The organism is Nocardia sp. NPDC004415 (genome assembly GCF_053602435.1).
In genome coordinates this window covers 1-15,152 of the sequence record NZ_JBSGDP010000042.1, presented here as the reverse complement: position 1 = coordinate 15,152, position 15,152 = coordinate 1, and the positions used below count along the sequence as shown (strand labels likewise).

At 70.9% G+C, this 15,152-nt stretch carries 13 protein-coding genes; 7 read left to right on the top strand and 6 right to left on the bottom strand.

Going from position 1 to position 15,152, the window contains the following annotated elements; all coding sequences use genetic code 11:
• Positions 1-148: 148 nt before the first annotated feature.
• The 3 genes from ACWEMY_RS19765 to ACWEMY_RS19755 form a co-directional block, all read right to left on the bottom strand.
• Complete coding sequence (locus ACWEMY_RS19765) at positions 149-544, bottom strand: DUF779 domain-containing protein (protein ID WP_452391188.1); 396 nt, start codon at positions 542-544, stop codon at positions 149-151.
• Entirely contained in the window at positions 544-2,061 is a 1,518-nt protein-coding gene (gene adh / locus ACWEMY_RS19760; RefSeq protein WP_452391187.1) for an aldehyde dehydrogenase, read from the bottom strand. Before adh ends, ACWEMY_RS19765 begins: the two co-directional genes overlap by 1 nt.
• A gap of 87 nt (positions 2,062-2,148) precedes the next feature.
• The gene (locus ACWEMY_RS19755; RefSeq protein ID WP_452391186.1) at positions 2,149-3,357 is read right to left on the bottom strand and encodes a GAF domain-containing protein; all 1,209 of its coding nucleotides are present in this window, start codon (positions 3,355-3,357) and stop codon (positions 2,149-2,151) included.
• A gap of 116 nt (positions 3,358-3,473) precedes the next feature.
• On the opposite strand from ACWEMY_RS19755, the gene ACWEMY_RS19750 reads away from it, so the two are divergent.
• The 3 genes from ACWEMY_RS19750 (at position 3,474) to ACWEMY_RS19740 (ending at position 7,515) form a co-directional block, all read left to right on the top strand.
• The gene (locus ACWEMY_RS19750; protein WP_452391185.1) at positions 3,474-4,307 is read left to right on the top strand and encodes a helix-turn-helix domain-containing protein; all 834 of its coding nucleotides are present in this window, start codon (positions 3,474-3,476) and stop codon (positions 4,305-4,307) included.
• 107 nt (positions 4,308-4,414) lie between these two features.
• Positions 4,415-5,413 carry an alpha/beta hydrolase gene (locus ACWEMY_RS19745; protein ID WP_452391184.1) on the top strand — a complete coding sequence of 333 codons (999 nt, stop codon included), beginning with the start codon at positions 4,415-4,417 and terminating at the stop codon, positions 5,411-5,413.
• Between the two features lie 50 nt (positions 5,414-5,463).
• Positions 5,464-7,515: a thioredoxin domain-containing protein gene (locus ACWEMY_RS19740; RefSeq protein WP_452391183.1), complete on the top strand. Its 2,052-nt coding sequence runs from the start codon at positions 5,464-5,466 to the stop codon at positions 7,513-7,515.
• A 29-nt stretch (positions 7,516-7,544) separates the two neighbouring features.
• Here ACWEMY_RS19740 and ACWEMY_RS19735 read toward each other — a convergent pair whose 3' ends face one another.
• Entirely contained in the window at positions 7,545-9,089 is a 1,545-nt protein-coding gene (locus tag ACWEMY_RS19735; RefSeq protein ID WP_452391182.1) for an adenylate/guanylate cyclase domain-containing protein, read from the bottom strand.
• Positions 9,090-9,140: 51 nt separating this feature from the next.
• Positions 9,141-9,803 carry a PAQR family membrane homeostasis protein TrhA gene (gene trhA, locus ACWEMY_RS19730; protein ID WP_375929913.1) on the bottom strand — a complete coding sequence of 221 codons (663 nt, stop codon included), beginning with the start codon at positions 9,801-9,803 and terminating at the stop codon, positions 9,141-9,143.
• A 149-nt stretch (positions 9,804-9,952) separates the two neighbouring features.
• On the opposite strand from trhA, the gene ACWEMY_RS19725 reads away from it, so the two are divergent.
• The 3 genes from ACWEMY_RS19725 (at position 9,953) to ACWEMY_RS19715 (ending at position 12,534) form a co-directional block, all read left to right on the top strand.
• A complete protein-coding gene (locus ACWEMY_RS19725; RefSeq protein ID WP_375929912.1) occupies positions 9,953-10,741 on the top strand; it encodes an isoprenyl transferase in 789 nt (262 codons plus the stop codon).
• Positions 10,742-10,770: 29 nt separating this feature from the next.
• Positions 10,771-11,337: a hypothetical protein gene (locus ACWEMY_RS19720; RefSeq protein WP_278261213.1), complete on the top strand. Its 567-nt coding sequence runs from the start codon at positions 10,771-10,773 to the stop codon at positions 11,335-11,337.
• 81 nt (positions 11,338-11,418) lie between these two features.
• Positions 11,419-12,534 carry a hypothetical protein gene (locus ACWEMY_RS19715; RefSeq protein ID WP_452391181.1) on the top strand — a complete coding sequence of 372 codons (1,116 nt, stop codon included), beginning with the start codon at positions 11,419-11,421 and terminating at the stop codon, positions 12,532-12,534.
• A gap of 54 nt (positions 12,535-12,588) precedes the next feature.
• Here the strand turns inward: ACWEMY_RS19715 and coaA are convergent, their stop codons facing one another.
• Entirely contained in the window at positions 12,589-13,521 is a 933-nt protein-coding gene (gene coaA / locus ACWEMY_RS19710; RefSeq protein WP_278261211.1) for a type I pantothenate kinase, read from the bottom strand.
• A 200-nt stretch (positions 13,522-13,721) separates the two neighbouring features.
• On the opposite strand from coaA, the gene ACWEMY_RS19705 reads away from it, so the two are divergent.
• Positions 13,722-14,930 (top strand): DUF885 domain-containing protein, encoded by a 1,209-nt coding sequence (locus ACWEMY_RS19705; RefSeq protein ID WP_452391180.1) that lies wholly within the window; start codon positions 13,722-13,724, stop codon positions 14,928-14,930.
• Positions 14,931-15,152: the final 222 nt, after the last annotated feature.

Below are 15,152 nucleotides of genomic sequence, written 5' to 3'. Positions count from 1 at the left end.
TCAACAAACAAGCGCGTAGCGACGGCAACGGTGATCGTCGAGGGTTGAAGAATGGTTGATGACTGTTACGGCCGTGGATCCCGCAGGTCAGCGGCGCGTATCGAGCGCCGCCGACCTGCGGAAACAGTGTTTCAGCTGGTGTTTCACATCACTGTGGGACGGAGTCACCGGTGGGTGGCGGGGGCTGGGATTCCAGCGTGGCCACCTCGTCGTCGGTGAGCAGGCGCGAGCGGATCAGGAACCGCACGCCCTCGGGGGCTTCCAGCGAGAAACCGCTGCCCCGGCCGGGCACCACGTCGACGGTGAGATGGGTGTGCTTCCAGTATTCGAACTGGTCGGCGCTCATCCAGAACGGGGTGTCCCCAGGCAGATGGCCCAGCAGCACGTCCGAGGCGCCCACGCGGAATTCGCCGCGCGGGTAGCACATCGGGGAGCTGCCGTCGCAGCAGCCGCCGGATTGGTGGAACATGACCGGGCCGTGCTGCCCGGTCAGTTCCCGCAGCAGCGTCGCCGCCTGGTCGGTGAGGTCGACGCGCCGCACCATCAGAAGAAGCCGAGCTTCTGCGGCGAGTAGCTGACCAGCAGGTTCTTGGTCTGCTGGTAGTGCTCGAGCATCATCTTGTGGTTCTCGCGGCCGATGCCGGACTTCTTGTACCCGCCGAAGGCCGCGTGCGCGGGGTAGGCGTGGTAGCAGTTGGTCCACACCCGGCCCGCCTTGATGCCGCGGCCGAGGCGGTAGGCGGTGTTCATGTCGCGCGTCCACACGCCCGCGCCGAGGCCGTAGAGGGTGTCGTTGGCGATCTTCAGGGCCTCGTCGGTGGAGTCGAAGGTGGTCACCGCGACGACCGGGCCGAAGATCTCCTCCTGGAACACGCGCATGTCGTTGCGGCCCTGGAAGATCGTCGGCTCGATGTAGTAGCCGCCGTCGAGCCCGTCGACGCTGCGCACCGCGCCGCCGGTGAGGATCTCGGCCCCTTCCTTCTTGCCGATGTCGATGTAGGACAGGATCTTCTCGAACTGGTCGTTGCTGGCCTGCGCGCCGATCATGGTGGCCTCGTCGAGCGGATCACCGCTCACGATCGCCTTGGTGCGCTCCACGCAGCGGGCCATGAACTCGTCGTAGATCGAGGACGCGATCAGCGCGCGCGAGGGACAGGTACACACCTCGCCCTGGTTGAGCGCGAACATCACGAAACCCTCGATCGCCTTGTCGAGGAAGTCGTCGTCGGCGGCCATCACATCGGGCAGGAAGATATTGGGACTCTTGCCACCCAGCTCGAGGGTCACCGGGATGATGTTCTCGCTGGCGTACTGCATGATCAACCGGCCTGTGGTGGTCTCACCGGTGAAGGCGACCTTGGCCACGCGCGGGCTCGACGCCAGCGGCTTGCCCGCCTCGACGCCGAAACCGTTGACCACGTTGAGAACTCCCGGCGGCAGCAGGTCCGCGACGAGTTCGACCACCTTCATGATCGAGGCGGGCGTCTGCTCGGCGGGCTTGAGCACCACGGCATTACCGGCAGCGAGCGCGGGCGCCAGCTTCCAGGTGGCCATCAGGATCGGGAAGTTCCACGGGATGATCTGCGCGACCACGCCCAGCGGCTCGTGGAAGTGGTACGCGATGGTGTCCTTGTCGACCTCGCTGATCCCGCCCTCCTGCGCGCGCAGCACACCGGCGAAGTAGCGGAAGTGGTCGACCGCCAGCGGCAGGTCCGCGGCCAGGGTCTCGCGGACCGGCTTGCCGTTGTCCCAGGTCTCGGCCACGGCCAGCGCCTCGAGATTGGCCTCGATCCGGTCGGCGATCTTGTTCAGGATATTGGCGCGCTCGGCGGGCGAGGTCTCACCCCACGCGTCGGCGGCGCGGTGGGCGGCGTCGAGAGCCAGCTCCACATCGGCCGCGGAGGACCGCGCGATCTCACAGAACGGCTGCCCGTCCACCGGCGAGGTGTTCTCGAAATACCGCCCCTCCACCGGCGGAACCCACTTCCCGTCGATGAAATTGTCATACCGCTTGGCGTAGCTGACGATGCTGCCCTCGGCACCCGGCTTGGCATAGATCATGTGCGGAGACTCCTCGCTGATTCCGGTGAATCGTGACGCCCATCACTATCCGCCGCCAGGGTTGAGGAAAGGTTGAACCCGGACCGATCAGGCGCGAAGTGCGCTGTGCAGGCGGGCCGCGGCCACGGCGCGTCGCGCGTCACGGGTGGACAGCAGGGTCAGTGCGTGTTCGTGGATGGTGATGTCGTCGGGGGCGGCTTCGCCGTAGGTCAGGGCGTGGTCGGCGTCGGGGCTCGACAGGACGGCGTTGCGCATGGCTACGGTGAGGTGGTCGCGCCAGGCGCGGATGCCCGGGGTGTCCGAATCCGGTAGCAGGGGGCCGTGATAGCGGCGGACCGCGGTGGTCAGGTCGCCGGATTCCAGGGCGTGCAGGACGTCGACGGCGTCGCAGGACAGGGGGGTGGTGAAGCGGTAGACGCGGTTGGTGATGTCGCCGCCGGTGGCGCGGCGCAGGTAGGACATCTCCGATTTCAGGGTGCTGGCGCCGACCGCGCGGTCGCCGTAGACGGCGTAGTGCAGGCGTTCGTGGGTGTAGCCGTTGTCGTCGAGGGCGAGCAGGGTGAGGATTTCCAGCTGGCGGGGGCGCAGGCGGATCGGGACGCCGTCGCGGAGCAGGGTGCCGCCGCCCAGGCAGGTCAGGCGCATACCGGCCGGTGCGGGTGTGGCCGCGCGCAGTTCGGCTTCGATGGCGGTGGTCAGCGAGCGCACGGTGGCCATGGCCAGCGGATGGGAGCGCTGCCAGGTGGTGGACAGGTCGAGCACGCCGAGCAGGGTGCCGTCGGCGGCGCGGATCGGCGCGCAGTAGCAGACCCAGCCGTGCAGGGCGGCCACCAGATGTTCGGCCGAGAAGACCGTGTGCGGCCGGTCGGTGCGCAGCGCCAGCGACAGCGCGTTGGTGCCCATGTGCGCCTCGTCCCAACGGCCGCCGGGGGCGAAGTTCACCTGTTCGGCGCGTCGGCGCATGACCGGTCCGCCGTCGGTCCACAGGATGGTGCCCGAGGCGTCGGTGACCGCGGCGACGAATCCGGCGTCGGCGACGCCGCGCAACTGTTCGCGTAACTCGGTGACCGGCGCGCGCAGGGGCGAGCGCGCCCACCGCGGTCCGATGTCGTCGGGTTCGCTCTCCGGCGCGCAGTCGCGGCCCGGGTCCACCGTGCGCAACGACCGCGACCAGGACTGCGCCACTTCGGTCCGCACCGCCGAACTGCCCGGCGCCGCCCCGCCCGCGGGCACCCATTGCGCCCACTCCCGTTCCAGCGCGGCTCGCTGGGCTGAGAGTGTCAGCTGCGGGGCCATCTGCGCGTCTTCCTGTTCGAGTGCACGACGAGTTCTGCACCTTCATCATGCCCCACCCCGCACCCACTGAGCAGCGGTTTCCAGGGCGGGACCGGGCCCGCTCGTACCATGGCGGTGTGCCCGTGGAGCCGGTTCGGATCGCCGGGGCCGTGGTCGATGTCGCGGTCCCGGAGTGGTCGATGGCGGGGGTCGGGTTGGCGGGGTTCGCCGGGCGGGCGGCGACGGATATCGAGTTGCGGGTGGTGCCGTATCCGGCGGCGACAATCTTCCTCGATTTCGGGGACGGGTGGCTGGTGGACACGGAGGGCGGGGCGCAGCAGCGGGGGAGTGCGGTGGTCGGGCTCGGGGCGGCACAGGTCACCGGGCGGGCGCGCGAGGCCGAGCTGATGCAGGTGCGGCTGTCGCCGGTGGTGGCCCATGCCGTCCTCGGTCCGCCCGAGGGCGCGCCGGTGGCCGCGCTGGACGAGGTGTGGGGCCGCGACGCCGAGTGGCTGCGGGAGCGGCTGCGCGTCGCGCCGGGATGGGACGCGCGATTCGCGATCGTGCGGGCCGAGCTGCTCCGGCGCGGGGCCGCGGGGAGCCGGGTGGACCCGGAGGTCGCCTTCGCGTGGCGCCGGATCGTGGTGTCCCAGGGCAGGATTCGGGTGGACGCGCTGGCGGGCGAGGTGGGGTGGAGCCGTAAACGGCTCTGGGCGCGGTGCAAGGCACAGCTCGGGGTGACGCCGAAGCAGGCCGCGCAACTGGTGCGCTTCGACAACGCCGCCCATCGGCTGGCCGCGGGGGACAGTCCGGCCGTGGTGTCGGCGGCGAGCGGCTACGCCGACCAGTCGCATCTGAGCCGCGCGGCCGTGTCGTTCACGGGGCTGACACCGGCGACGCTGGCGACCGCGCCGTGGCTGTCCGTCGACGATGTCGCGTGGGCGGGCCGCCCGTACGCACCCACCGGGTGACTCCGCCTGCGGGAACATTTGTCCAATACTTCGATTCGCGCGCGGGCGATGCTGGTGCCGTGTCCGGTGACCGCGTGTCCGACGCGGCGTGATCGAGGAGGTACGGCATGAACGAGGGGACCCGCCGGGAGAAGGTGTCGCTGGGTGTGCGGTTGCTGCACGCCGTGCGGAAGGACCCGGACTGGGAGACGCTGACGGCGCAGGAACTGGCCGCTTTCGGCGCGGCCGTGAATCGCACGGCTTCGTCCCGACCGGCCGGGCTGATCGCCGGGTTCCCGGATCGCGGCGCCACGATCACCTGGCAGGAGGTGGCCCTGCCGGATCGGGTGATCCCGGTGCGCGTCCACCGGCCAAGGCATACGGCCGGGGAGGCGCTGCCGCTCGTGGTGCACGTCCACGGTGGCGGTTACATGGGCACCGCGGCGCAATGCGATTGGGCGAACAGTCATTTCGCCGCCCGGCTGCCCGCCGTCGTTGTCTCGGTCGAGCATCGGCTGCTGGCGCCGGACACCCCGCTGTCGGCGGCCGTCGACGACGGCTGGGATGTGCTGCGCCACGTGGTCACCGACGCCGCGGACTGGGGGATCGACCCGGCGCGTATCGCCGTCGCGGGCGAGAGTTGCGGTGGGCTCATCGCGGCCGTGACCGCGATCCGGGCCAGGGACGCGGGTCTGCCGCTGCGCGCCCAGATCCTGGTCAACCCGGCCGTCGACCCGACCGCGTCGATGCTCGACTACCCCTCGATGACCGACCCCGGCGACAGCCCGATGCTGACCCTCGCCCGCCTGCGCTACTTCCAGCGACTGGCCCTTCCCCCGGGCGCCGACCCGGCCGCCGTCTCGCCGATCCACGCCGACCTGCGCGACCTGGCCCCGGCCCTGGTCCTGGTTCCGACCGTCGACCCCCTGGCCGACCACGGCCGCCGCTACGCGCAGCGGCTCCAGGCCGCGGGCACCCCCGCCCTGCTCCGCGAACACCCGGGCGCCCCGCACGCCTTCATCACGCTGCCGGGGCTGGTCCGGCAGGCGAAGACCGCACGGTCCCAGATGGCCGAATTCCTCGCCGACCGGCTCGCGGCGCAGCCGGTGCCGCGGTCACTGCGCTGAGGAGCGCGGGGGGTTGCCCGCGGCCAGGGCGGGTGTGGAAGGCTGGCGGTGTGAACCGGTTGGGTAGCGCGACTTCACCGTATCTGCGTCAGCATGCCGACAACCCGGTGCATTGGCGGGAGTGGGATGCCGACGCGCTGGCCGAGGCGGCGGCGCGCGACGTGCCGATCCTGTTGTCGATCGGGTACGCCTCGTGTCACTGGTGCCACGTGATGGCCCACGAGTCGTTCGAGGACCCGGCCACCGCCGAGCTGATGAACGCCGATTTCGTCTGCGTGAAGGTCGACCGCGAGGAGCGGCCCGATCTGGACGCGGTGTACATGAACGCGACCGTCGCCATGACCGGGCAGGGCGGCTGGCCGATGACCTGCTTCCTCACCCCCGACGGCGCCCCCTTCTACTGCGGCACCTACTACCCGAAGCAGCCGCGCGGCGGGATGCCCTCGTTCACCCAGCTGCTCACCGCCATCACCGACACCTGGCGCAACCGCCGCGACGATGTGGACAAGGCCGCCGACCAGGTCACCGAGGCCCTGCGCGCGCAGGCGACCGGACTGCCCGACGCCGAATTCGCCGTCGTCCCCGAACTTCTCGACAAGGCCGTGCTCGCCGTGGCCGCCGACGAGGACCGGACGAACGGCGGATTCGGTGGGGCGCCGAAGTTTCCGCCCTCGGCCCTGCTGGAAGGTCTGCTGCGGCACTGGGAGCGCACCGGTGACCGGGCGGTGTTCGAGCTGGTCGAGCGCACGGCCGAGGCGATGGCGCGCGGCGGCATCTACGACCAGCTGCGCGGTGGCTTCGCCCGCTACGCCGTCGACACCGCCTGGCTGATCCCGCATTTCGAGAAGATGCTCTACGACAACGCGCTGCTGCTGCGCGCCTACGCGCACCTCGCGCGCCGCGCGCCCGCCACACCGCTGGAGTCGCTGCCGCACCGGGTCGCGCGCGAGACCGTGGAGTTCCTGCTCGCCGATCTCGGGACCGCCGAGGGTGGATTCGCCTCCGCGCTCGACGCCGACACCCAGCTCGAGCCGGGTGGACCGGGGGTGGAGGGCGCCACCTATGTGTGGACGCCGAGCGAGCTGATCGGGGAACTCGGTCCGCTCGACGGGGTCTGGGCCGCGGAGGCTTTCGGTGTCACCACGGCGGGCAACTTCGAGCAGGGCACCTCCGTGCTCACCCGGCGCAGCGATCCGGTCGACAGCGAGCAGTCGGCGCGGTTCGACCGTCTGCGCGCGCAGTTGTCGCGGGTGCGCGCGCAACGTCCGCAGCCCGCACGCGACGACAAGGTGGTCACCGCCTGGAACGGGATGGCGATCACCGCGCTCGCCGAAGCCGGTGCGGCACTGGAGGAACCGTCGTGGGTGGCCGCCGCGGTGCGCTGCGGGCGGTTCCTGCTCGACGTGCACCTCGTCGACGGACGGCTGCGGCGAGCCTCGCTCGACGGTGTCGTCGGTACCCCGCCCGGCGTGCTCGAGGACTACGGCTGGTGCGCCACCGGACTGCTGGCGCTGTATCAGGCGACGGGCGAACCGGATTGGCTCGCCGCCGCGCAGCTCGTGCTCGACGCGGCCGTCGCCCACTTCGCCGACCCCGAGCGCCCCGGCAGCTGGTTCGACACCGCCGACGACGCCGAGACCCTGGTCGCCCGCCCCCGCGACCCGATCGACGGCGCCACTCCCTCGGGCACTTCGGTGCTGGCCGAGGCGCTGCTCACCGCGTCCGCCGTCGCCGATCCCGAGGCGGCCGTGCGTTATCGCGAACTCGCCGACCACACCCTGGCCCGCGGTGCCGTTCTGCTGGCCCGCGCGCCGCGCACCGCCGGACACTGGCTCGCCGTCGCCGAAGCCGCCGTGCGCGGTCCGATCCAGATCGCCATCGCCGCCACCGAGAAGTCGTCGGCCGCGACGGAACTCCTCGCGACCGCCCGCGCCGCCGCCCCCGGTGGCTCGATCGTCCTCGCCGCCCCGCCGGACACCGCACCCCTGCTGGCCGATCGTCCGCTGGTGAACGGCACCCCGGCGGCCTACGTCTGCCGCGGCTCGGTCTGCGACCTGCCGGTCACCGACCCCGCCGACCTGGCGGCGGCACTCCAGCGATAGCCGGCCGCTTGCGCGCGCCCGGTCCGCCCTCAGCGGGTCGGTGGGAGATCCGTCCAGGTGCGGGTGCGGCCGGGGATGCCGCGCAGGCGGAGGTCTTTGTAGCGCTTCCATTTGGCGCGTTCGGCGGGGGTGGCGGCCTGGAGGAGGGCGTCGCTGACGAGGATGCGGCGGGGGGCCTCCTTGGCGACGGTGGTGAGGCGGGCGGCCTCGTTGACGGCGTCGCCGATGACGGTGAACTCCAGGCGGGTGTCGGAGCCCACGTCACCGGCGAAGACCTGGCCGCGGGCCACACCGATACCGATGTCGAGTTCCCCGGTGGCGACCACCTCGTCGCGGATGCGGCGGGCCGCGCGCAGGGCGGGGGTGGCGTCGTCGGGCAGGGCCGAGGGCGCGCCGAAGATGCACAGGGCGGCGTCACCGGCGAACTTGTTGACCAGGCCGCCGTTGTCCTCGGTGGCCGCCACGACGGTGGCCAGCAGCCGGTTGAGTTTGTGCACGAACTCCGTCGGCGCCATCTCCGCCGACAACTGCACCGAGCCCGTCACGTCGACGAACAGCGCCGACACGATCCGCAGATCGCCGGTGAGATCGGTGCTGCCCGCCAGCGCGCGTTCGGCCACCGTGGAACCGACGTGCCTGCCGAAGACGTCCTCGGTGTGCATCCGGTCGCGCAGCGTCGCCGCCAGCTCGTTGACCGAATGCTCCAGCCGCCCGATCTCGCTGGTGCTGCCCACCGGCACCCGCACGTCGAGTTCGCCGCGGGTGATCCGGTCCAGCGCCCGGTACATCGCGCGCATCGGCGTGGCCACCGAGCGCGCGAGCAGGCCGGTCGCCAGAGCGCCGACCAGCAGCGCCACGATCGAGAACAGCCAGGCGGCCCGCACCCGGTCCGAGGCGGGACTGGACCGGTCGCTGAGGACGACGATGATGATCAGCCCGGGCAGCGCGCCCGAGACCGCCCAGGTGACCAGTACCCGCACCAGCACGGTCGAGGTGGGGTGCACGGTCGGTCCGAGCACCGCGGCCACGATCGGCACCGCGGGCCGGATCAGCCGGTCCAGGATCAGATAGCCCACACCCGCGGCCTCCAGCGCGCCGAGCGCGAAGCCCGACAGCAGCACCGGGACATTGTGATAGTCGGTGTAGTGGTCGACCAGGTAGACCGTGAGCAGGATGCCCGGTGTCCACAGCGCGATGGCGCGCACGGTGATGGCCGCGGGCAGCCGCACCAGGGCGCGCGCTTCGTCGGGAGTGGGTTTGCGGCCGTCGTCGAGCCAGCGCAGGTAGCGGCGCCGGTCCCAGAGCGCGATCGCGACGCCCGCGGTGAGCGCGACGGCCGGGTAGATCATGATCGCCACCGCGGCGCCGTGCCAGTCCTCGCCGACGCGGGTGAAGACACCGCCCGCCCAGGAGATCAGGAAGATGGCGGCGAGACCGACCATATTGGCCGTGATGACGACAAGGGCCAGCCCCACATAGGACTGCAACGCCCAGCGGACCAGCCGTTCGAACACGCGACCCAGCGTGGCGCCCGCGGACGCCCTGGCCTCGCGAGCTGCGCTGACGGGTGACACGACTGTCCAGCATAGAAGGCGCGCGGGCGGGGGACGCGCGCACGCGCCGATTCAGCCCAGGACGACCAGCCAGATGGCCAGGTAATGGCACACCGCCGCGAGCACTGTCGCGGCGTGGAAGAACTCGTGATGCCCGAAGTCCGGCCACGGATTGGGCCACTTCGTCGCGTAGAGCACGGCCCCCACGCTGTAGATGACGCCGCCGATCGCGAGCAGCACCAGCGGCAGCACGCCGACATTGCGCAGCAGTTCCGGCGCGACCGGCACGATCGCCCAGCCCAGCAGCAGATACAGCGGCACCCCCACCCAGCGGGGCGCGGTCGGCCACAGCAGTTTCAGCGCGACCCCGGCCAGCGCCCCGGCCCAGACCACGGCCAGCAGTGTGCGCCCGGTCGGCCCCGGCAGGCCGAGCAGCGCGAACGGGGTGTAGCTGCCCGCGATGAACAGGAAGATCATCGAGTGATCGGCGCGTTTCATCCGCACCCTGGCCCGCACGCTGTTCCAGGTCACCCGGTGATACACCGCGCTGATCCCGAACAGCGCGCACACCGACACCCCGTACACCAGCGTCGACCAGCCCGCCGTCGCCGATACCCCGAACCCGAAGGTCACCAGCACCGCGACGGCCACGGCGGCGATGCCCACCGCCCAGGTGTGGATCCAGCCACGGAACCGCGGTTTCACCAGCGCGACGGGCACACCGGAAACCTGCACACCCTCCACAAGGACCTCCCGAAGACAAAACCTACGGAACCGTAAGTTACGCGCAACGGTACGGCAGAAGCCCGCGTCACCACCACAAAAGTGCCAACCACCACACCCGCTCCGGCGGGTCCGCGGTGCGTCGGCGGGCCAGGCGTAGGGTGCGGGATGTGGAGTTACTCGGCCGGTTACGTGGACTGCCCTATCGCATCTACGAAGCCAGGCTGTCCAAGCAGCTGGCCGGCAAGCAGCATCCCCGCCACGTCGCCGTGATGTGCGACGGCAATCGCCGCTGGGCCCGCGAGAACGGGTTCACCGATGTCAGCCACGGCCACCGCGTCGGTGCGCTCAAGATCGCCGAGCTGGTGGGCTGGTGTGCCGATCAGGGCATCGAGATGGTCACCGTGTATCTGCTGTCCACCGAGAACCTGCGCCGCGATCCCGACGAGCTCGAGACCCTGTTCGAGGTGATCACCGATGTGGTCGAGGAACTGTCGGCGCCGGAGCAGAACTGGAGCGTGCGCATCGTCGGTTCGCTCGGCGGGTTCCCCGAACTGATCGCCAAGCGGCTGCGGGTGGCCGCCGAACGCACGAGCGGTCGCGACGGCGTGCACGTGAACGTCGCGGTCGGCTACGGCGGCAGGCAGGAGATCACCGACGCGGTGCGCTCGCTGGTGCGCGGTGAGATCGCCGCGGGCGAGTCGGGGGAGGACCTGGTGCAGGCGATCACCGTCGACGCGATCGGCCAGAACCTCTACACCTCCGGGCAGCCCGACCCGGATCTGGTCATCAGAACCTCTGGTGAGCAGCGGCTTTCGGGATTCCTGTTGTGGCAGAGCGCCTATTCGGAGATCTGGTTCACCGAGGCGTACTGGCCGGAGTTCCGGCGTGTCGACTTCCTGCGCGCCCTACGGGATTACGCCGCGCGGCACCGTCGTTTCGGCGTCTGATGTCGTAGGGGTCGCGTACTCTGCGGTCAGTGCAGCCCGAACAGCCTTCTTACATCAGCTATGAGGAATTCGGTAGGCGTTTCCTGGAATACGCCGTCTCCGAGCAGCGCATCGCCGACGCGTTCGGTGAACTCACCGGCGCCGCTTTCGATTTCGGCCCGATCGGGGTGGGGCCGGGTCGCCTGGCCAAGGTCACCGCGCAGGTGGAACTGGGCAGGCCGCGCATCCTGCGCTTCATCGACGCCCACATCTCCTTCGAACTCACCATTCCGCTGCACGTGGACCTGGTGGTCGACCTCGCGGTGGACCGGTCCCGCTTCCGCGTCGACGGCACGGTGCACCTGCACCTGACCGCACGCACCGCCGACCCGCTGCGGGTGGTCATCGACATCGCCGAACCGCGTCCGGGCGACGTGCGTGTCAATGTCGCCAGCGCCACCAAGCGCGGGCAGTTGCTGCGGGTGCTGGCCAGTGTCGATCACGAGATCCGCCGCTTCGTCGCCCGCTACATCGCCCAGGAGATCCGGAAACCCGAGATCGCCGCGGTGCGCAATATCGATGTGGCGACCAGGCTCGACGCGGCCTGGAAGTTGTAGCCGAGTAGCCCTGATCCCGGCCGCGCGCGGGCTAGGCTGCCGCGAGAAAGCGGGCCCGACGACGCGAGCGAGGGGTGAACGGTGGGAAGTGCGACCAAGGCAGGGGTGGGCTGGCGCCTGGCGGTGTTCGGTGCGGTGTCGAGCGCTGTCGCGCTGGTGGCGGGGTGCGGGACCGCCGAGGACCCGGCGCCGCCGCGCCTGACACCCGCCGAGGAACAGGCGGCCAAGGGGCCGGTGTTCGCCTATCGCACGCCCGGTGAGCTGGTGGTCGTCCGTGGGGCCGATACCCTGCGCGCCCCCGGCGGCTTCGGCTATTCCTCGGCCGCGGTCGGCTTCACCCGCGACGGCCAGTACGCCTTCGCCGTGGAGACCACCAGCAAGACCCTGGTGGCGGTCGGCGTGCGCGACGGTTCGGTCTCGCGCATCGAGTGCGATTGCACCGACGCGGCCGCCCTGCGCGGCTCGGTGATCGGCTGGTGGCGCGACCCGGGCCAGGTGATGAGCATGGACCTGGCCGACACCACCCCCGCCGCGCCCGAACGCGACGTGGAACTGCCGTCCTCGCCGAGCCCGCTGTCGGGCGGGTCGTGGGACGGGGCCCGGCTGGTCGCCGCCACCGACGACTACCTGCTGGTGGCCCGGGTCGAGTCGCGCGGGCTGTGGTGGGAGAAGAGCCACCTGTACGCGATCGGCGCCGACGCCATCCTGCCGCTGGGCCGCGTCCCCGGGATCGACGCGGGCCTGGCCGCCGCCGCGGGACCCGACGGGCACACCTTCGTGCTGGCGGGCACCACCGCGCGCAGCGCCTCCTGCGGCATCGGCCACGTCGCGACCATCGACGTCACCACCAACGAGGTGCAGGACCTGCCGGAGCTGCCCGGCGACTGCTCCTCGGCCTACTCCCCGCGCTGGGACGCGGGCGACACCATCACCGTCGCCACCCGCAAATGGGCCGACGTGCCCGGCGCGCCCGGCACCGTCGACCGGTTGCAGTCGGCCGCCCAGGGCTGGGCGCCGGTCGGCGAGTACCCGGTGGTCGACATGCTCCCGCGCGATCAGGAGGCGATCATCGAGGTCGTCGCCGGTGACCCGACCGACGCGCGCGACACCCCGCGCGGGGTGCTGGTCGTCCAACGCGGCGGGGCGCGCTCGGAGCTGGCGACGCAGGTGGTCTCGCTGGGCGCGCCGACCGCCTAGCGGGTCCGTCCCGCCGCGCTGTGCCGTGTGTTGCCCGGCCGCGCGGCCGCGCGCTCAGAGCTTGCGCAGGCGCAGCCGGTTGATGGTGTGGTCGGAGTCCTTGCGCAGCACCAGGGTCGCGCGCGGCCGCGTCGGCAGGATGTTGTCCACCAGGTTGGGGCGGTTGGTGGAGTGCCAGATGTCGCGCGCCGCGGCGGTCGCCTGTTCGTCGCTGAACCCGGCGTAGTGGTGGAAGTGCGCGTCGGGGTCGGCGAAGCCGGTCTTGCGCAGCGCGAGAAAGCGCTGCACGTACCAGTTCTCGATGTCCTCGATGCGCGCGTCGACGTAGATGGAGAAGTCGAACAGGTCCGAGACCATCAGCCGCGGGCCGGTCTGCAGCACATTGAGACCCTCGACGATGAGGATGTCGGGCTGCCGCACACAGTGCTGTTCGTCGGGCACGATGTCGTAGGAGACGTGCGAATACACCGGCGCGCAGGCCACTTCCGCGCCCGACTTCACCTCGGTGACGAAGCGCAGCAGCTTGCGCCGGTCGTAGCTCTCCGGGAAACCCTTGCGGTGCATGATGCCCCGGCGGGTGAGTTCGGCGGTGGGATAGAGGAATCCATCGGTGGTCACCAGGTCGACGCGGGGATGGTGATCCCAGCGGGCCAGCAGCGCCTGCAGCACGCGCGCGGTGGTCGACTTGCCGACCGCCACACTGCCCGCCACCCCGATCACGAACGGCACCTGCTTGTCGGGGTGCTTCTCCCCGAGGAAGGTCGCCGTCGCCGCGAACAGCCGCTGCCGGGCCGCGACCTGCAGGTGGATCAACCGGGCCAGCGGCAGGTAGACCTCGGCCACTTCCTCCAGATCGATCTGCTCACCGAGACCGCGTAGGCCGGTCAGTTCCTCCTCGGTCAGGACCAGGGGAGTCGACTTGCGCAGGGTGCGCCACTGCTTCCGGTCGAACTCCACATACGGGCTCGGCTCGCTGATCCGTGCCACCTACCCGACGCTCCGTCCGGGCGCGTCCGCACAGCTGGGCTGCCCGTCGGGTGAGATCCGGGATAACTCTGACCGCATAGCGCGATTGTGCTCCGTATCAGCCATCCGTGCGCAACAGGGGGTTTGGCTACTGGTCGGTAACGAGTAACAACGCCGAGGTAGGGCCCGCTTTTCCGATTCACCCCGTAAGGTCGTCGCGTATGGGGTCATTTCCACTCGTCACTGAATACCTGCGGCTCGGACTGGCTTTCGATCGGCTCGAGGACGGCTTCGTCGACGCCTACACCGGCGACCCGCAGCTGCGCCGCGACAGCGAGAACGCGCCCGCCCCCGAACCCGCCGAGCTGGTCCGCCGCGCCGTCGAGCTGCGCGCGGCCCTGCCCGAGGCCGGGCTCTCGGCGCGGCGCACCGAGTTCCTCGACGCGCACCTGGTGGCGATGGAGTGCTCGGCGCGCAAGTTCGCCGGCGAGCGGATCGGCTTCGTCGACGAGGTGCGCGCCTACTTCGACGTCGACATCGCCCCCGGCGACCCCGACGACTACCGCGAGGCGCACCGCCTGATGGACGAGGTCATCGGCGGCGAGGGCCCGCTGGCCGAGCGCGTGTCCGCCTACCGGCGCGGCGACGAGATCCCGCCGGAGAAGCTGGCCACCTGCGTCGAGGCGTTCTCCAGTGCCCTGCGCGAGCGGGTGCGCGAGCGCTACCCGCTGCCCGACCACGAGACCGTCACCTACGAGGTGGTCGGCGACAAGCCGTGGTCCGGTTTCAACTACTACCTGGGCAATTTCCATTCCAAGGTCGCCATCAACTCCGACCTCAAACAGCACATGGCCAACCTGCCCGCGCTGATCGCCCACGAGGCGTACCCGGGTCATCACACCGAGCACTGCCGCAAGGAGGCCGGGCTGGTCGCGGCGGGCGAGGAGGAGCAGACGCTGTTCCTGGTGAACACCCCGCAGTGCCTGATGGCCGAGGGGCTGGCCGATCTGGCGTTGCAGTCGATCATCGGGCCCGGCTGGGGTACCTGGGCGCAGGAGATCTACGCCGATCTGGGCCTGCGTTTCGACGGCGAACGCGCCGAGCGTTTCGCCACCGCCTCGGCGAAACTGCTCAGCGTGCGCCAGGACGCCGCGCTGCTGCTGCACGATCAGCACCGTGGCGAGGACGAGGTGGCGGCGTTCCTGCAGCGCTGGAGCCTGGCCACCCCCGAGCGGGCGCGTCAGGCGCTGCGGTTCCTGTCCTCGCCGCTGTGGCGCGCCTACATCAGCACCTACGTCGAGGGCTACCGGCTGCTCGGCGGCTGGCTCGACGACGCCGCCGACGCGCAGGACCGCGTCGAGCGGTTCGGCCGCCTGCTCGACGAGCCGCTCACCCCGGGCGCGATCCGGCGGATGGGCGCACCCGCCTGACCGCGTCGCGAGGGTGTGACCTGCATCTCCCAACTCGCGCGCGGGCCGGGCTTGCGCTATCCCCGTGCTCGGGTGCCCGCGCGCGGGCCATAGACTGAGGGTCGTGACGCAGACGACCGCTTCGGTGAATACCCAGTCTCTCGGTGAGCTCGATCCCGAGTTGGCCGCCGCGATGGCGGGCGAGCTCGCCCGCGAGCGCGACACCCTCGAGATGATCGCTTC